Annotated in this window: 17 protein-coding genes; 7 read left to right on the plus strand and 10 right to left on the minus strand. The window is 64.1% G+C overall.

Annotated elements, in window-relative coordinates:
* Nucleotides 1-2: 2 nt before the first annotated feature.
* From BN2475_RS10235 to BN2475_RS10245, 3 genes are all read right to left on the minus strand, one after another.
* Nucleotides 3-1217: a porin gene (locus BN2475_RS10235; protein ID WP_094779404.1), complete on the minus strand. Its 1215-nt coding sequence runs from the start codon at nucleotides 1215-1217 to the stop codon at nucleotides 3-5.
* A gap of 44 nt (nucleotides 1218-1261) precedes the next feature.
* Entirely contained in the window at nucleotides 1262-2713 is a 1452-nt protein-coding gene (locus BN2475_RS10240; protein WP_174641922.1) for an APC family permease, read from the minus strand.
* A gap of 300 nt (nucleotides 2714-3013) precedes the next feature.
* Complete coding sequence (locus BN2475_RS10245; protein ID WP_094779405.1) at nucleotides 3014-4018, minus strand: AraC family transcriptional regulator; 1005 nt, start codon at nucleotides 4016-4018, stop codon at nucleotides 3014-3016.
* Nucleotides 4019-4228: 210 nt separating this feature from the next.
* Between BN2475_RS10245 and BN2475_RS10250 the strand changes: the two genes are divergently transcribed.
* The 3 genes from BN2475_RS10250 (at nucleotide 4229) to styD (ending at nucleotide 8745) form a co-directional block, all read left to right on the plus strand.
* Entirely contained in the window at nucleotides 4229-6214 is a 1986-nt protein-coding gene (locus BN2475_RS10250) for a primary-amine oxidase (protein WP_094779406.1), read from the plus strand.
* 7 nt (nucleotides 6215-6221) lie between these two features.
* Nucleotides 6222-7202 (plus strand): hypothetical protein, encoded by a 981-nt coding sequence (locus BN2475_RS10255; protein ID WP_094779407.1) that lies wholly within the window; start codon nucleotides 6222-6224, stop codon nucleotides 7200-7202.
* Nucleotides 7203-7266: 64 nt separating this feature from the next.
* The gene (styD, locus tag BN2475_RS10260) at nucleotides 7267-8745 is read left to right on the plus strand and encodes a phenylacetaldehyde dehydrogenase StyD (protein ID WP_094779408.1); all 1479 of its coding nucleotides are present in this window, start codon (nucleotides 7267-7269) and stop codon (nucleotides 8743-8745) included.
* Nucleotides 8746-8872: 127 nt separating this feature from the next.
* On the opposite strand, the gene BN2475_RS10265 is transcribed toward styD, so the two are convergent.
* The 6 genes from BN2475_RS10265 to nirB all read right to left on the minus strand — a co-directional run bounded on the left by BN2475_RS10265 (nucleotide 8873) and on the right by nirB (nucleotide 18669).
* Nucleotides 8873-9238 (minus strand): ArsR/SmtB family transcription factor, encoded by a 366-nt coding sequence (locus BN2475_RS10265; RefSeq protein WP_094779409.1) that lies wholly within the window; start codon nucleotides 9236-9238, stop codon nucleotides 8873-8875.
* Nucleotides 9222-9683 carry an SRPBCC family protein gene (locus BN2475_RS10270; protein ID WP_094779410.1) on the minus strand — a complete coding sequence of 154 codons (462 nt, stop codon included), beginning with the start codon at nucleotides 9681-9683 and terminating at the stop codon, nucleotides 9222-9224. Before BN2475_RS10270 ends, BN2475_RS10265 begins: the two co-directional genes overlap by 17 nt.
* 207 nt (nucleotides 9684-9890) lie before the next feature.
* Nucleotides 9891-11258: an MFS transporter gene (locus tag BN2475_RS10275; RefSeq protein ID WP_094779411.1), complete on the minus strand. Its 1368-nt coding sequence runs from the start codon at nucleotides 11256-11258 to the stop codon at nucleotides 9891-9893.
* 210 nt (nucleotides 11259-11468) lie between these two features.
* A complete protein-coding gene (locus BN2475_RS10280) occupies nucleotides 11469-15641 on the minus strand; it encodes a bifunctional nitrate reductase/sulfite reductase flavoprotein subunit alpha (protein ID WP_094779412.1) in 4173 nt (1390 codons plus the stop codon).
* Between the two features lie 43 nt (nucleotides 15642-15684).
* Nucleotides 15685-16038, minus strand: coding sequence for a nitrite reductase small subunit NirD (gene nirD, locus BN2475_RS10285; protein ID WP_094779413.1), 354 nt, complete (start codon nucleotides 16036-16038; stop codon nucleotides 15685-15687).
* Nucleotides 16039-16128: 90 nt separating this feature from the next.
* Nucleotides 16129-18669, minus strand: coding sequence for a nitrite reductase large subunit NirB (nirB, locus tag BN2475_RS10290; protein ID WP_094779414.1), 2541 nt, complete (start codon nucleotides 18667-18669; stop codon nucleotides 16129-16131).
* A gap of 675 nt (nucleotides 18670-19344) precedes the next feature.
* On the opposite strand from nirB, the gene cobA reads away from it, so the two are divergent.
* A complete protein-coding gene (gene cobA, locus BN2475_RS10295) occupies nucleotides 19345-20160 on the plus strand; it encodes a uroporphyrinogen-III C-methyltransferase (protein WP_245841248.1) in 816 nt (271 codons plus the stop codon).
* Between the two features lie 31 nt (nucleotides 20161-20191).
* Here cobA and BN2475_RS10300 read toward each other — a convergent pair whose 3' ends face one another.
* Nucleotides 20192-21073, minus strand: a complete 882-nt coding sequence (locus BN2475_RS10300) for an MOSC domain-containing protein (protein ID WP_094779415.1) — start codon at nucleotides 21071-21073, stop codon at nucleotides 20192-20194.
* A 388-nt stretch (nucleotides 21074-21461) separates the two neighbouring features.
* Here BN2475_RS10300 and BN2475_RS36510 point away from each other — a divergent pair, with 388 nt between their 5' ends.
* The 3 genes from BN2475_RS36510 (at nucleotide 21462) to BN2475_RS10315 (ending at nucleotide 24429) form a co-directional block, all read left to right on the plus strand.
* The gene (locus BN2475_RS36510; protein ID WP_425435498.1) at nucleotides 21462-21680 is read left to right on the plus strand and encodes a heterodisulfide reductase-related iron-sulfur binding cluster; all 219 of its coding nucleotides are present in this window, start codon (nucleotides 21462-21464) and stop codon (nucleotides 21678-21680) included.
* A gap of 41 nt (nucleotides 21681-21721) precedes the next feature.
* On the plus strand, nucleotides 21722-22126 hold the full coding sequence (locus tag BN2475_RS10310; RefSeq protein WP_094779416.1) for a heme-binding protein: 405 nt from the start codon (nucleotides 21722-21724) through the stop codon (nucleotides 22124-22126).
* Nucleotides 22127-22245: 119 nt separating this feature from the next.
* A complete protein-coding gene (locus tag BN2475_RS10315; RefSeq protein WP_094779481.1) occupies nucleotides 22246-24429 on the plus strand; it encodes a malate synthase G in 2184 nt (727 codons plus the stop codon).
* Nucleotides 24430-24625: the final 196 nt, after the last annotated feature.

The raw sequence follows: 24625 nt of genomic DNA on the forward strand, positions 1-24625 counted from the left end.
CGCTAAAAGTTGTGCCGCAGCCCCACTACCACGGCGAGCTGCTTGTCCGTATCCGAATTGACGAGGTTCGGAATCTGCGCGAGGTTCTGCGTCGCGCCGGTCGACGGATCGATCCCAAGTCCCGCACCGGACGACTTCTGCCCGATCGCCACCGCATACAAGGCCGTGCGTTTCGACAGGCTATACACGGCGCCCAGGTTCACCTGATGCACTTGCGTCGAAGCGCTGCCCGCCGGTTTCGCGTGATTGAAGATATAAGCGAAGCCCAGCTGCAAATCCGGCGCGAGCGCATACGTGGTGTTCAACTCGGCAATGTCGAAAGAGACGTCCGCTCCGTCGGGTCGCGCTGCGCTGGCGAAGTACTGGCTCTGTGACAGTCGCGTATGCGTATAGGTCAGCGCGACGCTGGCCTTGCCGAACGCGTACGATCCCCCTGCTCCGGCAATGCGTACCTTGCTCGCGTCCTGCAACAGGCAATACGACGCGCTCGCGTTGGCGCAACTGAAGTCGCCGATATATCCGCTGGTGCCGCCCAACGCGGCCTGCAATGGCTGATTCAACTCGAGATAGCCCACACTCAGCGACAAGGGCCCGTGCACGTAATTCGCCGCCAGCGCCCAGCCCTTCTTCTGCGAGAAATCACCCGCGACGCCGCCGAAGCTGAACAAGCCGCCGAACGTCAGCCCGCCGAAGCTCGGGCTGATGTACTTGATCGAGTTGTTGAAGTTGAACGCTTCGTTCAGATTGTCGACGTCGCCGAAATGCGAACCGTACAGCGTCGCCCAGTTATTGCTCGATACATACGCGCCCAGGTAATCGGAGAACGGATCGTATTGACGGCCGAGGGTCAGCGCGCCATAGCCTGGGTTGCTCAAGCCGACCCACGCGTTGCGGTTGAATAGCGTGTTCGTCTGCAGCATCGCACCGCTGCCGATCAGGAAGCTGTTCTCCAACGTGAAGTTGATCGTCGTTCCTCCTCCGATGTCCTCCGTGCCCATCAAACCCCAGCGCGACGGCACCAGATTGCCGCCCGTCAGCTGGTAATTCGCGTGGCCGTTGGTGCTGCCGTCGGCGAGCGTGGTCTGCTGGTTGCTGGTGTAGACGAGGCCGGCGTCGACCGTGCCGTAGAGCGTGACCGAGGATTGCGCGTGTGCGCCGATCGCGAGGCCGCACGCGGCCAGCGCAAGCGCCGAGCGCTTGACGATATTGTCTGCCATGTTTTTTTCCCGGAAAGTGGGGGGCTTTTTTTTGCGCGGACCGATTACTGGCCGAAGCGAGCGTAGATATGCGGGCGCTTCTTGCGCAGGATGAGACCGATCAGCACGCCGATCAGCGCGACGGCGAACACGATCCACGGGAACGATTTGACGATGGGACTATCGGAGCCGCTGAGTGCGTCGAGATTGCGCACGAGAATCACGCCGATAAACAGCAGACCGAGACCGCCGATCAGCGGCGCGACGAACGCGTGCCACACACGGGTATCCTTGCGGTTCTTGCGGAAGAACGCGATCACCGAAAAACTCGTCACGGCCTGCAGCATCACGATGCCAATCGTGCCGAGCGCCGAACTCCAGCTGAACACGATGTTGAAGGCGTCGCTGCCCGCCGCGATGAAGAGCCCGAGCAGCACGCACACCGACAGGGTTTGCAGATAACTCGCCACATACGGCGACCGGTAGGTGGCGTGCACTCGGTTGAGCGCCTGCGGCAGGATGCCTTCCAGACTCAACGCGTGGATATAGCGCACCAGCGTGTTATGAAACGACAGCAGGCTCGCGAAAATACTGCTGAGCAACAGCAGGCTCATCACCGTCGTCACCGCGCCACCCAGGTATTTGCCGGACTGAATGAACCAGAAATCGCCGGGTTGTCGGGTCGCGACCGTGACCACGTCGGCGAGGCCATACGCGCAGACGATCGTCCACGTCACGAAAGCGAAGAACACCAGAATCAGCAGCACCGACACATACGTCGCACGCGGCACCGTCACCTTCGGATCACGGCATTCCTTGCCGTAGATCGCGGTCGCCTCGAAGCCGATGAACGACGCAAACGCGAACATCACCGCAATGCCGGGATGTCCGCTGAAAACATGTCGCGGCGCGAGCGGCGCGAGCGTGAGACCGTCGGGGCCGCCGCCATGCACGACGATGGCGATCGCGAGCAACAGCAGGATGCCCAGTTCGAGACACATCAGTACGCCGAGCAGCCGGCTATTCAGATCGATGCCGCGAATCCCGGTGAATTGCACCACCGCCACGCAGATCAGCGAATACCCGTACCAGGGCAGCGCGATATGCAGCAGCGGCGACAGAATCACCGTGCAGAAAAAACCAAACAGGCCATAGAGCGCGATCTGGATGAACGTGTACGACATCAGCGCGACCAGTGCGCCGGCCATCCCCAATGGTCGCCCGAGTCCGGCGGTGATGTACGCGTAGAACGCGCCGGCTCGCACCACGTGCCGGCTCATCGACGCAAAGCCGACACTGAAAATCAGCAGCACCGCGCCGGCGATCACGAACGCGCCCGGAACGCCTGCGCCGTTGCCGAGACTGATCGCCGGCGGCACCGCGCCGAGCATGCCGGTCAGAGGCGCTGCCGCGGAAATCACCAGAAACACGATCTGCCATAAACCTAGCGTATTGCCGTTCAATTCGATGGGGTTCTCCGCGTCGACCGGACTGGTCGGCGAATAGGGTTCATTCATCGCTGCCTCTCATGTGGTTGGCTCGTCTGAAACCCGCCTGAACCCGGTACGACTGGTCAAGGCGTTCATTTGACCGACATCAAATGCTTCGGTGTGAGCGCATGTTAGGTAGCTAAAAAATAAATTGACTTCGCGAACCGCGCCAAATTTTCGATAAACCGCGCCAATGGCGCGCGAACACAGAATCCGTTGGCTTGCTGTAAATGATTAGGAGATCAGAATGATTTCAAGGGGCACACAGTAGTGCCGCGAGGCTTTCGAAATGAAAGCCTCGCGCGTGCGTCGCGCGTGATGGGTGTGTCACGTGGGCTTGTTTTTCCAATTGCGGGTGGCGCGCCATAACACGGTCGCATCCGCATAACCGACCGCGCGTGCGATCGCCGCATTGGTCAGTCCGTCACGTTCGAGCAGCCCGGCGACGCTGCGCTGCCGCTCCTCGCGCAAAATCTGCCGCACCGATGTGCCCTGCTCCGCGAGATGCCGTTGCAGCGAGCGATGCGAGAGACCGAGGTCCTTCGCGATGTCCGCGACGATCAGCTTTTCATGCGCGAGCCGTCGCGTGATCAGATCGCGCACCTGCTCGACGATGCTGTGCGGCACCGTATCGCTCGCAATCAGATCGGTGGCATGCCGCTCCATCATGCGCGCCATCTGCGTGTCGGCGCTCTTGAGCGACGCGGCGAGATCCTGCGGACGCAGAATCATGCCATTGCAAGGCTGCTGAAAGCGCACCGGCACGCGAAAGATCCGCGCATACGGTTTGAGGTCCGCGGGCGCCGCGTGCTCGAAATGCACTTCGACCGGATTCCATGCCGCACCGCGCACGAGCCGGATCATATGGCACATGATCGACAGGCTGTACTCCGCATCCTGACGACGCGGCCAGATTTGCGGACTGGCAATCTGGTAGGTCCAGATCGGCCATTCGTCGTCGTGCAGCAATTCGCAGGCGGTGGTGTTCTGCCATGACGCGAGCGCGAGCGCGAACTTGCGCAGCGCCGCCCGCAGCGTCGGTGACGAAAGAAACACCAGGCCCGCCGGTCCAAGCTCCGTCAATTGCAATTCACTGCCGAGCCGCAGGCCGAGCGAGCTTTCGCCGAGCACCTCGGCCGCACGCTCGAAGGCCGCCACATAACGTGTGAGCGGCAGCATTTCATACGGATTCGACAGCAGCCGCCGGCTCATGCCGAATGCCTGCAGCAGCGTGTCGCAATCGGCGCCCGATTGATCCAGTGCACGCACGACCGGTCCCATCACCGCCGCGCGAATCATCGGGAAACTGCCATTGAGCGTGACTTTTTTCATGTTGAGCGTCTCCTCTCCAGTCTGCGCCGTCGTGTTGCCCGAGTCGTTTCTCCTCGTCTCTTCTGGCGCACTTTATCGTTCAATTGGCGCGATAAGCAAGCGCGAAAATATTATTGGGTTCCTACGATTTGCCATCGACTCAGCGTGCGCTGCTCGCTATAGCGGCTCACGAGCACGCTGTCCGGTCCAGCAACTCCTTACGGGAATCTTATGAACACGAATGCCACGAAAGCTGCTCACGCCCCTGTTCATCCGCTCGATCCGCTGAGCGGCGCAGAAATGCAGCTTGCCTGCGATCTCGTGAAGGCCGCCGAAAAACTCGATTCACACGCCCGCTTTCCGATGGTCGAATTGCGCGAGCCGCCCAAAGCCGAAGTGCTGGCGTTCAAGAGCGGCGCGTATTTTTCGCGCACGGCCTTCGTGCTGGCAATCGACCGCTCGAACGGCGCGACGATCGAATTCGACGTGGATCTGAGAGAAAAGCGCATCGCGGCGCGCCGTGTGTTGCCGTTCGATCAGGCGCCTTATGGTCAGCCGCCGGTGATGATCGACGACTTCATGAACGCGGAGCAGATCGTCAAGAGCGACGAAGCATGGCGCGTCGCGGTGATGAAACGCGGGCTCACCGAGAAAGATCTGGAGCGCGTGCAGGTCGATCCGTTTTCGGCCGGCTGCTTCGATCGCGACAACGAAAACGGCCGGCGTCTCGTGCGTTGCGTGAGCTACTACCGCGAACGCGTGACCGACAACGGCTACGCGCATCCGATCGAAGGTGTGGTCGCGGTGGTCGATCTGCTCGAAAAGAAAGTGATTGAACTGATCGACGACGGCCGCATCATTGCGGTTCCGCGCGCCAAACACAACTACGACACACCGAGCCTCGGCGAGCCGCGCAAGACGCTCAAACCGCTGTCGATCAGCCAGCCCGAAGGACCGAGCTTCACCATCGACGGCTGGCACGTGAGCTGGCAGAACTGGACCTTTCGCGTCGGCTTCACGCCGCGCGAGGGGCTGGTCTTGCACCAACTGTCGTGGGACGACGGCAAGAGCGCGCGCCCGATCATCTACCGTGCGAGCGTCACGGAGATGTGCGTGCCCTACTCCGACCCGAGCACCAACCACTACTGGAAAAGCGCGTTCGACGCGGGTGAATACGGTCTGGGCAAACTCGCGAACCAGCTCGAACTCGGTTGCGATTGCCTCGGCACGATCCGCTATTTCGACATTCCGTCCGCGGACGATTTCGGCAATGAGTTCGTGATGAAAAACGCCGTGTGCATGCACGAAGAAGACTATGGCACGCTGTGGAAACACTATGAATTCCGCACCGGCGTGTTCGAAATGCGCCGCTCGCGCCGTCTCGTGATTTCGTTCTTCGCCACCGTCGGCAATTACGACTACGGCTTCTACTGGTATCTGTATCAGGACGGCACGATTCAGCTCGAATGCAAGCTGACCGGCATCGTGCAAACGTCGGCCGTGGCCGACGGCGACACGTATCCCTGGGGCGGCATGATCACGGAGAGCCTCGGCGGGCCGACTCATCAACACTTCTTCAATGCCCGCATGCACATGATGGTGGACGGCGAACGCAACACCGTCACCGAGCATGAATTCGTGCCGCGCCCGATTGGCGAGACGAATCCGTATGGCAACGTCTTCGATACGACCAGGCGCGTATTCACGACCGAGAGCGAAGCCGCACGTCTTGCGAATGGCAGCACGGGGCGCTACTGGAAGGTCACCAATCCGAACGTGAAGAACGCGGTCGGCGCGCACCCGGGCTACAAGCTGATCGTCAACGACTCGCCGCTGATGCTCGCGGACCCGCGTTCGAAAGTCCGTCAACGCGGCGGCTTCGCGACCCGACACGTGTGGGTCACGCCGTTCGATCCGGCCGAGCGCTATGCCAGCGGCGATTATCCGAACCAGCACTCGGGTGGCGACGGCTTGCCGCGTTATATCGAGGCGAACCGCAACATCGAGAACGAAGACATCGTGTTGTGGCACAGCTTCGGTCACACGCACGTGTGCAAACCCGAGGACTTTCCGGTGATGCCGGTGGAGTACGCCGGCTTCATGCTCAAGCCGAACAACTTCTTCATGGGCAATCCGACGATGGACCTGCCGGCCGAGCGCGATCAGAACAGCGTCGAAGACGGTAAGTCCACCGATCATGGTTGCTGCAAGCACTGAGCCGGCGATGCGCGGCGCGCGAGCTGCTGGCGGCATCACGCATCTGCGCGAGGTGTGCGCGGCCGGGTCCGCTTGCGCACTGATCGCGGGCGGTGGCGCTGCGCTGTCGCTGCAGGCGGACCTCAGCCGACACACGGGCGCGCTGTGGATGAGCGCGCTGGCACTGGCGGCGATGATGGGCGCACCGCTCCTGATGGCGCGTTCAGCCGGCCGGCATGCGACGCTGGCGAGCGCCGCGACGCTGAGCGTGACGATGAGCGCGATGAATGCGCTGCCCGCGTCTCTGAGCGGATTGCGGCACGGCAGCGTGGTGGCCGCGCTGATGATCGCGGCGGGCGGAGCCTTGCTGCTTTACTGGCGGCATCTGGATAGCGCCGCCGCCGAGACGCCTCATCACACCTATCAGCCCATCGAAGCGCCACACGCGGCCAGCGCGGCGGCTCTGCTCGCATTGCTCGCAGGATTGTCGAGCGGCAGTCTCGCGCGCTTCCAGTTGTACGCGCTGTGCGGGTCGAGCGGCGCGCAACCGCTCTGGCAGATCGTGCTGTCGCTCGCCGCTGTTTGCGCGCTGGCCTGTGTCGCCGACCGGTCGCGTGGCAACGGTATGCTGATGAGCTTGTACATCATGCGCGCGGTACTGATCGGCGGACTCGCGAGCGCCGACGATCCCGCGCTCGCACCGCTCGCGGCCAAGATCTTTCTGCTGCTCGCCTGTCTGACGATACCGGCGCTCGCGAACTTGCGCGCCAATCCGAAGCGCGTATTGAACGCGAGTTGCCCCGGCATCGCGCATCACGCCGGCATGGTGACGGGCGCCGCGTTATCGACCGCGCCGTACTTTTTCGGCGATGGATTCGTCGTGCTGTTTGCGCTCGGCGCAATGGCGAATCTGCTGTGTGCCGCGTCGCTCGCCAGCCGTCGGCACGGCCGCAAAACGTTTTCCCCGCACGGCAATCGATACCGTCGCGAGGCACACCCTTCGGGTTGACGCGACGCCAACCCATCCCACGAGACTCAACGAGACTCAACGAACCCAACGGAGACGACACACCATGAGCGCACCCCACCTCACGACGACACTGCCGCAGACGATGTTCATCAACGGCGAGAAAACCCGCAGCGCAGCAGGCAAAACCTTTCCGGTCTTCAATCCGGCGACGTCGGAAGAGCTCGCGCAGATTCCCGACGCGTCGGAGTCCGATATCGATCACGCGGTCAGAACATCGAAGGCGGCCTTCGAATCCGACACGTGGCGCAACATGCCGCCCGCCGCTCGCGAACGGCTGCTGCTGAAGCTGGCCGATCTCGTCGAACAGCACACCGACGAACTCGCGACGCTGGAAACGCTGAACCAGGGCAAGCTGATCGGCTTCGCAAAGATGCTCGAAGTATCGGGCAGCGTTCAATGGCTGCGCTATATGGCCGGCTGGGCCACCAAGGTCGAAGGCACGACCTTCGATCTGTCGATTCCGTTTCCACCGGGCACGCGCTACAACGCGTCGACGCGGCGCGTGCCAGCGGGCGTCGTCGCTGCGATCGTCCCGTGGAATTTCCCGCTGCTGATGGCAGTGTGGAAGATCGCGCCGGCGCTCGCATGCGGCTGCACCGTGGTGCTCAAGCCCGCGGAAGAAACGCCGTTGACCGCGATCCGGCTCGCCGAGCTGGCGCACGAAGCGGGCTTTCCGCCCGGCGTGTTCAACGTCGTCACCGGTCGTGGCGAGACGGCCGGCGCGGCGCTGGTCAAGCATCCGCTGGTGAACAAGGTCACCTTCACCGGATCGACCGAGGTTGGCCGCATCATCGGCCGTCAATGCGCCGACGATCTGAAGCGGGTCTCACTGGAGTTGGGCGGCAAGAGTCCGGTGATCGTGCTCGACGACTGCGATCCGCGCAAGGCGATCGAAGGCGCGGCCGGTGCGATCTTTTTCAATCACGGCCAGGTTTGCACGGCGGGCTCGCGCCTGTATGTCGCGCGCTCGATCTATGACGAGGTCGTGCAGGGCATCACCGCCGTGGCCGACAGCATCGCGCTCGGCTCGGGTTTCGATGCGGCGACGCAAATGGGACCGATGGTGTCCGCGCGGCATCGCGACAAGGTGCTCGGGATGATCGCGCAAGGCAAACAGGAAGGCGGCGAGATCCTGTCGCGCGATGCCCGCGTGGAGCGCGACGGTTATTTCGTGCGCCCGACGGTGATCGCCAATCGCGCGTGCAAGCCGCTGTCCGTAGTCAGGGAAGAAGTGTTCGGCCCCGTGCTGGTGGCGATGCCGTATGACGACCTCGACGACGTGCTGGGCGAGGCGAACGCGTCCGAGTATGGGCTCGGCGCGAGCGTCTGGACCAATCAGCTCGACAAGGCGTTGCGACTCGTGGATGGCATCGAAGCAGGCACGGTGTGGGTCAATACGCACAACATGGTCGATCCGGCGATGCCGTTCGGTGGATTCAAGGCATCGGGAATCGGTCGCGAGCATGGCAAGGCGATCATCGATTCGTATACGGAGAGCAAGTCGGTGTGTATTGCCTATTGACGCTGTATTGCTTGCGCGGCGCTTGTGGCTGCGTGCCTGCCGTACCGGCACGATCGCCGCAGCCGCCGCAGCCGCCGCCGTAGAGTTATGTGTGAAAAAGCAAATCAGCGGGACGCGTCATGCCCCTTCACTCCTCCACCCGCTCCTTCAACCTCGACAACGCGTGATCCCATTGCCGGGAGATCGCATCGAGCGCGCGGCGCGCTTCTTCCAGGTGAGCCGGCGTGAACGCCCACAAGCGCTCACGCCCCACCTTGACGTCGTGCACGAGGCCCGCGCTGGCGAGTACCTGCAGATGCTGCGTAACGGACTGCCGCGTGATCTCCGTTCCCGCAGTCAATTGCGCAATCGACATCGCACTGCCCGCGCACAACACGGCGATCAAGCGCAGGCGCGTCTCGTCGCCGAGTGCCGCGAAAACCGGCGCGGCGCTGCGCAGCATCGACGCCCGTGCGACCGGCTTGCCCGATGCACTTCTAACCCTTGGCGACATGCTGTTCGAGGTTGGTCATCTGTTGCCCCCACCCGCCGTCGTTCATACGGAACGCTTCGTCGCGGCGCGCGGGCGGCAGCTGGTCGAAGCCTGATTCGACGACACGCAGCAAGGTGCCGCCCTCCACCTCGGTCAACTCGAACACCACCAGCGTGGTCGGCTCGAGCGAATAATCGATCGACGTATCGACGGCAGCCGGATGCCAGCGCCACGACAGATGATGCTCGGGCGCGACACGCTCGACCAGCACGTCCATCACGAGATACTCATAACCGGGATAGGTAATATTGCCCTGCACGGATTGCCCGGCGACGAACTGCTTGCCGGTCAGATTGACGCCGAACCATTGCCCGAATTCCTCGGCATTGGCCAACGCGCGCCAGACTCGCGAGCGCGGCGCCTTCAACAGAATCTGCTTTTCAATGCGATCGGTGGATGTGTTCATATGCAGCCTCCTCGCTGCATATTAGGAACGTCATCGGCAATATGCAAGTCGTTGTATGCGTGCGCAGCGCACGCAGCATGGCGCGACGAGCGCGCCATGCGGGAGGACTGCAGGGAATCCGGCCGCCACCGCCGTGGTTTGCCGGATGCCTACTCGCGCTGCCCCGCTGCCCGCTTGCCGATGCATCCCTGTGCCGATCGCGTTGCGTTACTCGGTGGCGTGCGCGTGCATCACACTGGTTTGCATCGACCATGCCATCCACGGACGGCGCAGCGCGACGATCGCGAGGAATGCGCACGCGGCCAGCGCGCCGAACGTCGCGAAGCCCATCTGATAGCTGCCCGTGCTTTCCTTCGCAATGCCCATCACGACCGGCAGATAAAAACCACCGATGCCGCCCGCCGCGCCGACGATGCCCGACATCAGACCGGTGCGGCCCGCCCACCGATGCGGCACCAGCTGGAAGGTCGCGCCGTTGCCGAGACCGAACGCCACGTAGAGGCACAACAGCAACGCAATGCCGCCCGCCATCGAAGGCATCGTCGCGGCGAACACGAAGTCGCACAGCGAAATGACCGCCAGCAGCACCGTCAACGCACGCACGCCGGACACCTTGTCGGCAACGAGGCCGCCGAGCGGACGTACCATTGCGCCGATGGCGGCGAGCAGCGCCATGAACAGACCCGCATCGATTTTCGACAGTTGATAGAGGTTGGTCAGCAGCAGCGAAACATACGACGACATGCCAACGAAACCACCGAACGTGATGCTATACACCAGCATGATCACCCACGTATCGCGCTCGCCGAGCACCGAGCGATAGCGCGTGGGCAGCACGGCGATCGCCAGCAACGCGCCGATCACCGGCAACAGCAGCACACCGGTCTTGCCCGCGCCGAACAGGCCGGCTTCGACCAGCAGCACGAGCACGATCAAACCGACCAGCGTCACGGCGAAGCTACCGAACGCGCGCAACACGCTGCCCGACTTCACGCCCCCATCGTTGGCCCAGAAATACAGCGTGATCGCAGCGATCGCGAGCAACGGCAGTGCGCCGCCGGTGGCCATCTGCCAGCCGTAGCGCGTCGCCAGTTGCGGAAACAGGAAACCGTCGAGCACCGCGCCGATGTTGCCCGCCGCGGCGAGACCCAGCACCAGGCCCTGCACTTTGGGCGGATAGTTGCTGCCCGCCATCGGCAATGCGACGGCAAAGCTCGCACCGCCGACGCCGAGGAACACGCCGAGCACCAGCAGTGTCTCGTATGACGGCACCGACTGCATCAATGGCAGCACGACAGTCGGCACCGCCGACAGCAGCACGCCCAGCAGCGCGATGCGCTTGCCATGCGCCGATTGATACAGATTGCCGAGCGTGACGCGCAAGATCGCCGCGGACAGCACCGGCACGGCGACCAGCAAACCCTGATGCGCGGGCGTCATCGCAATGCTCTTGCTGATGAACGGCGCGAGTGGCCCATACAGCACCCACACGGTAAAGCCGGTGTCGAAATACAGGAAGCACGCCACCAGCGCACGCCAGTCGCCGCTCTTCAGAGAGCTCATCACGTTCTTCATTAGATATCCTCACAAAACTGATTTAACGACTGTCCGACCGCTTGCGCTGAGCGCCATGCACCGACAAGTCACGATGTTGCAAAAACCAGCCTTACCATGCAATCGCCATGCCAATGCGGGTCCGTCTTTTGAGGCCTGATTGCGTACGGCTCACTCGTTGAAAACCAGTGGCCGTGCCCGCGTTGCCCGCGTTAAAGAGCGCCCCGCCGCTCAATACACGTCGCGTGCGTAGCGTTTGTCGCGCGCCAGACGGTTCACGTATTCGGCGGCTTTCTCTTCGCTCATGCCGCCGTGCGTGGCGACCACGTCCTTGAGTGCCGCGTCGACATCGCGTGCCATCCGGTTCGCGTCGCCGCAGACGTAGAAATGCGCACCCTCTTCGAGCCAGGCCCACAATTGCGCACCTTGCTCGCGCATGCGGTCCTGCACATAAATCTTGTCGGCCTGGTCGCGCGAGAACGCGAGGTCGAGCCGGGTCAGCACACCGCTGTCGCGCATCGCTTCGAGTTCGTCGCGATAGTAGAAATCGGTGGCCGCGTGTTGCTCGCCGAAGAACAGCCAGTTGCGGCCGCGCTCACCGCGTGCACGGCGCTCGTGCAGAAAGCCGCGAAACGGTGCAATGCCGGTGCCGGGGCCGACCATGATCATCGGCGTGTCGGTTTGGTGAGGAGGACGAAAGTGTGCGGACTTCTGCACGAACACGGGTACGTTGACATCACCCGCACGGTCGGCGAGAAACGTCGACGACACGCCTTTGCGATGACGGCGGCCATTGTTGTAGCGCACCGCCGACACCGTCAGATGCACTTCGCCCGGATGCGCCTTCGGGCTCGACGCGATCGAGTACAGACGCGGCTGCAGACGCTTGAGCATGCCCGTCAATTCGGGCGCCGTGAGTTTGACCGGAAATTCGTGCAGCACGTCGGCGAGCTGCTGGCCCCACAGCCATTGTTTGAGATCGGCCTTGCGTTCGGGCGTGAGCAGATCGCGCAGCGCGCCGTTGCTGCTGCGCGCAGCGATGACCGCGAGCGTGTCCGGACCCGGTCGCGCTATTTCGTAGTGCTTGCCGAGTGCATCGGCGAGACGCATGTCGCCCGCGCCCGCCACGTGCACCGGCGCGTCTGCGCTGGCGCCGCTGAGGCTGATCAGTTCGTCGACCAGCTCGGGACAATTGACCGGCCATACGCCGAGCGCATCGCCCGGTTCGTATTCAATGCCCGAGTCGCCAGTGGCGAGCGACACGTAGCGCGTATCCTTCGCCGCGCCGTGCTGGTTCAGGCGCAGGTTGCTGACGATCCTCGACGCGGCGGGACGCGCCTTGGTCGGCAGCGCGCCCGGCACCACCGCGTTGATCATGCCGTCGCGCGGCACCGCGTGCAGCGCCGCATCTTCTTCCTTGATGCGCACGATGATGCGTTCGAGCCACGCGTCGGCCTTCTGCTGATATTCGCCGTCGCAATCGACCCGCTCCATCAGACGCTGCGCGCCTTGCGCGGCGAGCCGTTCGTCGAGCCGGCGGCCATGGCCGCAGAACTGGTCGTAATTGCTGTCACCGAGCGCGAGCACCGCGAAGTGCACGCCAGCCAGACGTGGCGCGCAAGCGGCGCTCAATTGCGTCCACAAATCTTGCGCGTTGTCGGGCGCGTCGCCATCGCCGAACGTGCTCGTCATCAGCAGCACGTATTGCGCCTTCGCGAGCGACGACACCGGATAGTCCGCCATGCACGAGGTGCGGATTTCGAAGCCCGATTCCATCAGCCGCGTGGCATAACGCTCGGTCAGCGATTCGGTGTTGCCGGTTTGCGAGGCCCACAGCAGCGTGACCTTGGGCCGCACGCGCACGATACGCACGGTGGACGCGTGGTCGTCGTCCATGGACGCTGCTGCTGGCGCGGCGGCAGGCGCTGCCGCGAGACTCGTGCTGTGGCTGTACAGGCCGGCTAGCAGACCGTCGACGTACAGACGGCTAGTCGCATCGAACGGCGCGTTGCCCGGCAGAACCGGCACGCGGTCGATGCCCTGCGCTTCAGTCGAACGCAGGCCGCTGACGAAGCCGTTCAGATAGGCGCGCTCGGCGTCGGTGAACGACGGCGTGGGTGCGGCCGGTAGTTGCAGCAGGCTGGTGAGTGCGTTGATACGGGGCATATCCTGATCCTTGGCGCTCGCAATAACGGCGGATGCTTCGGCGGGCGTCTCGCCTTCGTGATTCAGAACCGGCTCAAAAGTCTCGACCGTGACCGGACTCAACGCGACCGCACAGAATTTCAGTTCGGGCTGCTGAGAAACCGGATCGATCGCGTCGCTGGTCACTGCGTTGATACACAGGTCGTCGCCGAACACATCGTTCCAGTGCATCGGCGCGAAGCAGTTGCCTGCGCTCACGCGCTCGGTGACGACCGCAGGCAGTACCGCGCGGCCACGGCGCGAGCGGATCTCGACCGGGTCTGTCGCGGCGATGCCGAGCGCGGCCGCGTCTTCGGGATGAATCTCGACGAACGGCCCCGGGTTCAGCTTGTTGAGCATCGCGACCTTGCCGGTCTTGGTCATCGTGTGCCACTGATGCTGCAAGCGGCCCGTGTTCAGCACGATCGGGAATTCGCGATCCGGCACTTCAGCGGGGGCCGCATAAGCGCGAGCGAAAAACACGGCTTTGCCGCTTGCCGTCGGAAAGACGAGGTGCGGCCGGCTGCCGTCGGGCAGCTCCTTGAGCGTCTGGCTCACGCCGTCGTTGATGTAGCGGACCGGGTTGCGATCGGCTGAGTCGGCTGCCGCGAGCGGCCATTGCAACGGCGCTTCCTTCAGACGGCGATGGCTTGCGCCGCGCAGGTCGTAACCCGTTTTCGGGTTCGACGTGCGGGTGATTTCAGCGAATACCTCTTCGGCGCTCGCGTAGCTGAATGCGTCGGCGAAACCCATCTCGCAGGCGACTCGCGCGATGATCTGCCAATCCGGCAACGCCGCGCCCGGCGGCTCGATGCCCTTTTGCATCAGCGTCAGATTGCGCTCGGAGTTGATCATCACCCCTTCCGCTTCGGCCCATAGCGAGCCGGGCAACAGCACGTCGGCGTAGCGGTTGGTCTCCGTGTCGAGGAACGCGTCCTGAGCGATCACCAGCTCGGCGCCGCGCAAACCGGCAATCACGTTCTGGCGGTTGGCGACACTCGCCACCGGGTTTGTGCAGATGACCCAGCACGCCTTGATCTCGCCCGCGGCCATCCGCGAGAACATGTCGATCGTGCCGTTGCCGACCGTGGTCTTCAGCGTGCCGGGTGCAATGCCCCACAGGTCTTCGATAAACGCGCGGTCCGCGTCGACCAGCACCGAACGCTGGCCCGGCAAGCCCGGACCCATGTAGCCCATTTCGCGGCCGCCCATCGCGTTCGGTTGCCCCGTCAGCGAAAAAGGTCCGCTGCCGCGCCGGCAGATCTTGCCGGTCGCCAGATGCAGATTGCAGAGCGCGTTGGTGTGCCACGTGCCGTGCGTGCTCTGATTCAGGCCCATGGTCCAGCAGCTCATCCACTCTTTGGCACTGCCGATCATCTGCGCAGCGCGGTGGATGTCCTCGACGGCGAGACCCGTGATCCCGGCCACGTGTTCCGGCGTGTACTGCGCAAGAAACGCGGGCATCGCGTCCCAGCCTTCGGTGAACCCGGCGATGAACGCGGCATCCGTCGCACCGTTTTCGTGCAGCAGATGCAGCAGGCCGTTGAGCAGCGCGAGGTCGGTGCCTGGCTTGATCTGCATGAACAGATCGGCCTTCTCCGCCGTCGCGTTGCGGCGCGGATCGACGACGATCAGCTTCGCGCCCGCCTTCACGCGGTCCATCATGCGCAGGAACAGGATCGGGTGGCAGTCGGCCATATTCGCGCCGATCACGAAGAACAGATCGGCGTGATCGATGTCCTCATACGATCCCGGCGGGCCGTCCGCGCCGAGCGAAAGCTTGTAGCCGCTGCCGGCGCTCGCCATGCACAGGCGCGAATTCGATTCGATGTTGTTGGTGCCGACGAATCCCTTCGCCAGCTTGTTGACGAGGTACTGCGCCTCGATCGACATCTGGCCGGATACGTAGAACGACAACGCATCCGGTCCATGTTCATCGAGCAGGCCGCGCAGGCGCGCCGCCGTGGCGCTGATCGCCTTGGCCATCGGCAGCGGCACCGGGTCTTCGTCGCGCGCATGGCGCACGAACGCGCCTTCCAGACGGCCGGACTTGCGCAACGCGACATGCGCCGACTGCCCCTTCGTGCACAGCCGCCCGAAATTGGACGGATGCTCCTTGTCGCCGGAGATCTTCACGACCTGGCCGTCCTCGACATGCAGCACCATTCCGCAGCCAACGCCGCAGTAGGGGCACACGGTTTTTACGCTGTTTGAGGACATGGCGGGCTATGTAGTTCGAAAAGAAGTCGGGAGATTCAGCGGCTCAGACTGCGACCCACACGTGACCGTTTTCCACGCGCGTCGCGAACGAGCCGACGGAATACGACGGGCTCTCCAGACACTCGCCGGTGCGCAGATCGAAGTGATGCTTGTAGATCGGCGAGGCGACCACGATGCGCTCGCCGAGGCTGCCGATTAGCCCGCGCGACAGCACGGCCGCCTGCGAGCCCGGATCGAAGTTTTCGATCGCATACACGGCCGGGTCGGCGTCGTGGCTATTCACATGAAAGACCGCCACCTGTTCGCCGTTGACCAGCGCGCAGACACCCGTGTTGGGCACGATGTCGTTGAGCGGGCAGATGGCCGTCCAGGAGCGTGGTAGACGATCGTTGTTCATGACGGAAGTCCTCGCGAGGTGAGCAAATAAAAGGGCAATGAGTGGGCAATGAGTGACACAAACAGCGGATGCAAACAGCGGATGCAAAAATCACACGGTTTCTACGGCGACAGGAATCACCACGTGCCGTGCTTGCCGTTCGGCAGGCGTCGCCGGGCGGATCTGGCCGCGCTCCTCGACGAAGGCGACGTTGCTGTCGGACTCGCCGCTGTTGACGAAATGACGGAAGCGCTTGCGCGTTTCAGGATCGGTGACGGCCTTCTTCCATTCGCATTCGTAGGTCTCGACCACGTGCCGCATTTCCGATTCCAGGTCCGCGGCCACGCCGAGGTGATCGTTGACCACCACGTCGATCAGATAGTCGAGCCCGCCTTCGAGGTTGTCGCGCCACACGCTGGTGCGTTGCAGACGGTCGGCGGTACGCACGTAGAACATCAGGAAGCGGTCGATGTAGCGGATCAGCGTGTCCTTGTCGAGGTCCGCCGCGAGCAGTTCGGCGTGACGCGGCTTCATGCCGCCGTTGCCGCACACATAGAGGTTCCAGCCCTTCTCGGTGGCGATGACGCCAACGTCCTTGCCCTGCGCTTCCGCACATTCGCGGGTGCAGCCCGACACGCCGAACTTGATCTTGTGCGGCGTGCGCAGCCCCTTGTAGCGGTTCTCGAGTTCGACCGCGAGCCCCACCGAATCGCCGACGCCGTAACGGCACCACGTCGAGCCGACACAGGACTTCACGGTACGCAGCGATTTGCCGTAGGCGTGTCCGGATTCGAAGCCCGCGGCGATCAATTCTTCCCAGATGAGCGGCAGCTGTTCGACGCGTGCGCCGAACAGGTCGACCCGCTGACCGCCGGTGATCTTCGTGTAGAGGCCATATTTCTTCGCGACCTGGGCCACTGCGATCAGGCCGTCGGGCGTCACCTCGCCGCCCGGCATGCGCGGCACCACTGAATAGGTGCCGTCGCGCTGGATGTTGGCGAGGTAGTAGTCGTTGGTGTCCTGCAGCGACGCGTGCTCTTTCTTCAGTACGAATTCGTTCCAGCATGACGCGAGAATGCTCGCCACCGCCGGCTTGCAGATATCGCAGCCGAGGCCGTGACCGTGCTTCGCGAGCAATTCGCCGAAGCTGCGCACGCCTTCGACACGCACGATGTGATACAGCTCCTGGCGCGAATACGGGAAATGCTCGCAGACGTGGTTGTTGACCGCGAGGCCCTGCTTCTTCATCTCGGCCTTCATCACCTGCGTGACGAGCGGCACGCAACCGCCGCACGACGTGCCGGCGCTGGTCGCGCATTTGAGCGCGCCGATATCGGTGGCGCCCGCGCACACAGCGGCGCACAGATCGCCCTTCGACACGTTGTTGCACGAGCAGATCTGCGCGGCGGCCGGCAACGCCTCGACACCGAGTGCGGGCTTCGCGCTGCCGTCCGCTTGCGGCAGGATCAGGAACTCCGGCGCTTCCGGCAGTTCGATGCGGTTCAACATCATCTGCAGCAGCGTGCCGTATTCGCTCGCGTCGCCGACCATCACGCCGCCCAGCAGATACTTGCCGCAATCGGACACCACCAGCTTTTTGTAGAGCTGCTTGCGTTCGTCGCTGAACTGATACGAGCGGCTGCCCGGCGTGGCGCCGTGCGCGTCGCCGATGCTCGCGACGTCGACACCCATCAGCTTGAGCTTGGTGCTCATGTCGGCGCCGTTGAATTCGGCCGCGCCGCCGAGCAGTTGCTTCGCCACCACGCGCGCCATGTCATAGCCCGGCGCGACGAGCCCGAACAGCTGGCCGTTCCACAGCGCGCATTCGCCGATCGCGTAGATGTGCGCATCGCTGGTGCGGCACGCGTTATCGACCACGATGCCACCGCGCGCACCCAACGTCAGACCGGCTGCGCGCGCCAGATCGTCGCGCGGACGGATGCCCGCGGAGAACACGATCATGTCGGTGTCGAGGTGGCTGCCGTCCGCGAACTGCATACGGTGCGTGCCCGCTTCGCCGTCGACGATCGTGGTGGTGTTCTTCTGCGTGTGCACCGTCACGCCCAGCTCTTCGATCCGGGTCCGCAGCACGCGGCCGCCGCCATCGTCCACCTGCACGGCCATCAGACGCGGGGCGAATTCGACCACATGCGTTTGCAGGCCCATGTCGCGCAACGCCTTCGCACATTCGAGACCCAGCAGTCCACCGCCGACCACCACACCCGTGCGCGAGCGCGCGCCGCATTCCTGCATCGCTTCGAGGTCGTCGATGGTTCGGTACACGAAGCAATCGGTGCGCTCGCGGCCCGGCACCGGCGGTACGAACGGATAGGAGCCGGTGGCGAATACCAGCTTGTCGTACGGCAAGGACTCGCCGGTCGAGACGGTCACGGTGCGTGCGTCGCGATCGATCGCGACGGCCTTCGCGTTGAGCTTGAGCAGCACGTTCTGGCGTTCGAAGAAACCCGGCTCGACGAGCGACAGATCGTCCGCCGTCTTGCCCGCGAAAAATTCGGACAGGTGCACGCGATCGTAGGCCGGCCGCGATTCTTCGCACAGCACCGTGATGTCGAGGCCGTGAGCGGCATCTTGCGCCAGGCACTCGACCAGTTTGTGGCCGACCATCCCGTGACCGATAACGATGATTTTCATGAGCGCGATGTCCTCAGTGTGCTGGGCTTCGTGCTTCGCGGCGGTACCCGGCGAAGCGATTGCGGAAATAAAGACGGCGTCCCGCGAACCCAGTCGATGACTGAATCCGGGGGACGCCGTTGTCCTGACCTGTACTGCAGCGGGTGGTTTGTTTTGCACTCGCGCCGGACCCACATTGATCCGATGGCATGACTCAACGCAAGGCCTGTGCCAATTGCACCGAATGGGTCCGCAAAGGCCGTGGTGCGTGGCTGCACGGGCAATCGCGGGAGCGCGCGGCGCACCGCGAGCGCGATGCGTTTTGATGCAGCGAGGCACAGGGATGGTGCGACGCAGCACTGTGCGCGTGCGGTGCACGGCCCTCGCGCGGTGCGTCGACGGCACGTTTGCAGCGCCGCCCGCTGCGTGTCTTGAAGGCTTTCGTGCGAGTCGGCGATGGGTGGCGTGGTACTTGCATAGTCGAGCACAAAGTCATTCAGGCAACGCGGCCGCGATGACATGAAGCACTTACCCAGCAGATCGCAGCAACGGACAACGGCGTCCCTCGTGAGCACCACGAGCGGACGCCGTTTTTTCTCGCGCAGCGGTCTGACATGCGTTTGCGATCCCATAAGCAAACCCATGGGCAAACCCATAAGCAACCCACACGCAACACAGCAAGCCAAGGACACCGCGATGAATACGAACACTGGCAAGGTCACGCTATTGAGCGCCGGCCCGGGCGAGCTCGATCTGCTCACGCTCAAGGCCGCCAAAGCGCTCGCGGCCGCCGACGTCGTGCTGCTCGACGACCTCGCGAATCCCGACATCGTGACGCTCGCGCCGCAGGCTCGCGTGATTCGCGTCGGCAAGCGCGGCGGCTGCCGCTCGACGCCCCAAGCGTTCATCGAACGCATGATGCGGCGCTACGCGCTCAAGGGCTTGCACGTGGTGCGCGTGAAAGGCGGCGAAGCGCTCCTGTTCGGGCGCGCTGGCGAGGAACTCGCAGCGTTGCGCGAGGCCGGCGTCGCGGTGGAGATCGTCAACGGCATCTCGTCGGGCTTCGCGGCCGCGGCGGGGCTCGGGATTTCGCTCACGCATCGCCGCCATTGTCACGGCGTGAGCTTCGTCACCGCGCACACCGAAGATCACGGCGAGCCGGACTGGGCCGCGCTCGCCGCGACCCGCACGACGCTGGCGATCTATATGGGGATGCGGCGCATCGGCAAGATCGCCGACGCGTTACTCGCGAGCCTGCCGGCCGACACGCCGGCCGCCGTGGTGCAATGGGCCGGCGGCGCCGACGAGCGGCGCCTCCTGACGCGCCTCGACCGGCTCGCAGACGATGCGATGAAGGCGGGCTTCGAGAGTCCGGCGGTGATTCTGGTGGGCAGCGCGATCGGCGAGAGCGTCGAGCGCGTGTGGGGGGATGGTGACGCAAACCGCGACGCAAGCCCGGCGACGCACGCGGGGGAACTGCTCACCGACGCCGCGATCGCCCACGCGGCGTGACGCGGGCCGGCGGCTGCGGCGCATGCTCAATTCAATCGCCGAAGCCCAGTTGCGCCTCGACCGTCTGCCCAACCCGCAGCCACGCGCCGGCCCCGCTCGCGACCAGCGCGTTGTTGCCGAACGTCATCGCTCCGTCGCGTTGCGGATTCGCGCGGTAGACGCTCATGGTGTCGGTCGGTTCGTTCGACCAGTCGGGATCGGGCGCGCCTTTCGCCTGATCGATGGTGGGCATCGGACAGCGCGAGCACGGTTTGACGAGCTGCAGTTGCACACGTTGCAGCGCATCCGCGTCGCTCTCGACGCTCAAAGTCTCCACATAGTCCTCTTCATACGCATCGAGCCCGGTCAGCACCACGTTGGGGCGGAAACGGTCGATCGGAATCGCCGGCGCACCTTTGCGGTTCAGGCGCGTGTTCAGGTCGTCGAGCGAAGCCTGGCCGATCACCAGTAGCGGAAAGCCATCGGCGAACTGCGTGGTGGCGCCGCCGACGCTGCCCGTGTAGTCCGGGTCGACGATGCGCTCGCGCTCAGGATCGAAACGCAGCAGCCGCGCCGGCACGCCGAGAAAATCAGAGAACCAGGCCGCGCAGGCGTCGCCGGTGTCGAGGCCGTATGCAGCGTCGCTCCAGACCGCGGTCTGCACCTTGCGCGCCGCGCCGAGCTGCGCGGTGTCGAGCGGCGTGCGCAGTTCGCTCATGCCGGGCGCGCGGATCACGAGATCCTGTGCGCCCAGTTCGACCTTGATCAGCGCCATGCGCGGATACGCGCGCTGCGTGAACATCGCGCCGTGCGGATCGGTGACCATCCAGCAGCGATCGTATTCGAGACCGGTCGCGAGCAGGCGCGCTTCGCGCAGCGCGATGCCCGCGCAGGATTTGACCGGATAGATGAACAGCTCGCTGATGGCAGGCATAGTGTGATGGGCGTGTGGGGCACGAGTGATGTGAGCAAGGCCCGATTGTAAAACGCTCTACTCCCAGCCTTCCAGTCGCAATGTCATGCGTACGAGCCGCTGTTCTTCCGGTTCGATGTCGCGCGGATTCGCGCACATGCTGGTGCATCCGGCGGCCCGTTGCCGAACGCCTGCTGCGTGAGGGTGTGCGCCGTGCGATCGTGCATCCCGCGATGCTCGGCGCGCTGTTGAAAACCGGCCGCGCGATGCGGCCGTTTCTTCCGGCTGCGCTTGGACGTAAAATTCCGAGGCATAGTGCCCGCCCGCAAGCGCGGCCGGCAACGCGGCATCCGCGCACCATGCCGATGCTGGAAGGCTGCGTGCAACCCGCGCTGTCACCCTCACCGCCGTGCCCGATGCCCATCTGTGTTGCGGATCGGCGGGCACGTATTCGATCACCCAGGCCGAGCTTGCGAACCGCTTGCGCAAGAACCGGCTCGATGCGCTGGGAAGCGGCCAGCCGGAGCTGATCGTCACGGCCAACATCGGCTGCCGGACGCATCTGGACGGCGCCGGGCGCATGCCGGTGCATCACTGGATAGAACCAGTGGAAGCATCATTAACATAACCGAGCCATAGCCAGGCCATAACCGAGACAGGACATTCATTATGCTGAACAAACCCGTGTTGACCGTTGCCGAAACGACCCGCATCCTCGAAGCCGCCCGCGCGCATGCCGAGAACAACAACTGGGCCGTCGCGATCGTGGTGGCCGACGACGGTGGACATCCGCTCGCCATGCTGCGCCTCGACGGCAGCGCGCCGGCCAGCGCGTACATCGCGACCGAGAAGGCCCGCACCGCGGCGATCGGCCGTCGCGAGACCAAGGTGTATGAGGACATGATCAACAACGGCCGCACCGCGTTTCTGAGCGCGACACTGCAAGGCACGCTCGAAGGCGGCGTGCCGGTGATCGTCGACGGCCAGGTGGTCGGCGCGGTCGGCGTGTCGGGCGTCAAGTCGGATCAGGACGCGCAGATCGCGAAAGCGGGAATCCAGGCGATCGCCGCTTGAGTGCGGATGCCTGCGGATGCCGCGCGAAGCGGCCATCCCGTACAACAACCAGCTAACCCGTGGCAACCCTGTGGACCGATGCCCCCTCATCGGTCCCGTTCAGACAGATGGAGCAGTCGATGACTCAGATGAACCCGCGCGGCGCCCTGCAGGTCGCCGCCAACCTCGACCAGTTCGTTGAAACCGAAGCCCTGCCCGGCACCGGAATCGACAGCGCCGCATTCTGGTCGGGTTTCGACGCGCTCGTGCACGAGCTGGCGCCGAAAAACCGTGCGCTGCTCGCCGAGCGCGACCGCCTGCAAACCGAACTCGACAACTGGCACCGCGCCCATCCGGGGCCGGTGCGCGACCTGCGCGCGTACCGTGCGTTTCTCGAAAGCATCCGCTACATCGTGCCGGTGCCTGCCAGCGTCAAGGCCACGACCGACCACGTGGACAGCGAAATCGCCGAACAGGCCGGCCCGCAGCTCGTCGTGCCGTTGTCGAACCAGCGCTATGCGCTGAACGCGGCGAACGCGCGCTGGGGCAGCCTGTACGACGCACTGTACGGCACCGATGCAATCCCCGAAACTAACGGCGCCGACCGGCAGAAGGCCTTCAATCCGGTACGCGGCGCCGCGGTGATCGCTTATGCGCGCAAGTTCCTCGATCAGGCCGCGCCGCTCGCGAACGGCTCGCATGCCGACGCCACGCGCTATAGCGTCGAAGGCGGCAAGCTGGTCGTCGCGCTCGCGAATGGCACGAATGGCACGAGCGAGCTGAAGTCGCCCGCGCAATTCATCGGCTACCAGGGCGACGCGAGCGCGCCGTCCGCGGTGCTGCTCAAGCACAATGGCCTGCACATCGACATCCAGATCGATGCGAACGATCCGATCGGCAAGACTGATGCCGCGCATGTGAAGGACGTGGTCGTCGAAGCGGCGGTCAGCACCATCATCGATTGCGAAGACTCGGTCGCGGCCGTCGATGCAAACGACAAGGTGCAGTTGTATCGCAACTGGCTCGGCATGATGAACGGCGAGCTGACCGAAGAGGTCACGAAGAACGGCAAGACCTTCACGCGCCGGCTGAACGCCGACCGTGAGTACACCGGTGCGGATGGCAAGTCGCCGGTCAGGCTGCATGGCCGCTCGCTGCTGTTCATCCGCAACGTCGGCCACTTGATGACCAACCCGGCGGTGCTGACCAGGGACGGCGAGGAAATCCCGGAAGGCATTCTCGATGCGGTGATCACCACGCTGTGCGCGCTGCACGATCGCAAGCATCAGTTGAATTCGCGCACCGGCTCGATCTACATCGTCAAGCCGAAGATGCACGGCCCGGCCGAAGTCGCGTTCGCGAGCGAGTTGTTCGCACGCGTCGAAGATCTGCTGAAGCTGCCGCGCAACACGATCAAGATGGGCATCATGGACGAGGAGCGCCGCACCAGCTTGAACCTGCTCGCCTGTATCGCCGAAGCGTCGGCGCGGGTCGCGTTCATCAACACGGGCTTCCTCGATCGCACCGGCGACGAGATGCACTCGGCGATGGAAGCCGGCCCGATGATGCGCAAGGGCGACATGAAGTCGAGCACGTGGATCGCCGCGTACGAGCGCAGCAACGTGCTGGTCGGTTTGAGCGCGGGGCTGCGCGGCCGCTCGCAGATCGGCAAGGGCATGTGGGCGATGCCCGACCTGATGCACGCAATGCTCGAACAGAAGATCGCGCATCCGAAGGCCGGCGCGAACACCGCATGGGTGCCCTCGCCGACCGCCGCGACGCTGCACGCGCTGCACTATCACCAGATCGACGTGCAGGCGGTCCAGCAGGAACTGGAGCGCACGGACTACGCGAAGGTGCGCGACGAACTGTTCGACGGCCTGCTGACGATTCCCGTGGTCGAATCGGCACAGTGGAGCGACGAGGAGATCCGCGCCGAAATCGATAACAACGCGCAAGGCATTCTCGGCTACGTGGTGCGCTGGATCGACCAGGGCGTGGGTTGCTCGAAGGTGCCGGACATTCACAACGTCGGCTTGATGGAAGACCGGGCAACGCTGCGTATTTCGAGCCAGCACATCGCTAACTGGCTGCGTCACGGCGTGGTGAAGCGCGAGCTGGTCGAAGAAACGTTCAGGCGCATGGCCAGGGTGGTCGACCAACAGAACGCCGGCGACCCGCTGTACCAGCCGATGGCGCCGGGCTTCGACACGATCGCGTTCAAGGCCGCGCAGGCGCTGGTGTTCGAAGGACGCCAGCAGCCGAGCGGCTACACGGAACCGTTGCTGCACAAGTTCCGGCTGGATGTGAAGAAGCAGGGTTGAGGTGATTCGGCCGCGCCGCGCCGCGCAGGCCACACCACGTCGCGTACGCTGAAAACCGTATGCGAAGCGCAGGCTGATTGAAACGACAACGGGCGCCGCGTGATGCGGCGCCCGTTGTCATTTGCGCGAGGCGTTGCGTGCCGCGCGACTGTCAAGGCGAGCCGCGCAGTGCGTTTCGGACGGCGTGCGTCCCGCA

The sequence above is a fragment of the Paraburkholderia ribeironis genome (genome assembly GCF_900019265.1).
GTDB classification, from domain to species: Bacteria; Pseudomonadota; Gammaproteobacteria; order Burkholderiales; family Burkholderiaceae; genus Paraburkholderia; species Paraburkholderia ribeironis.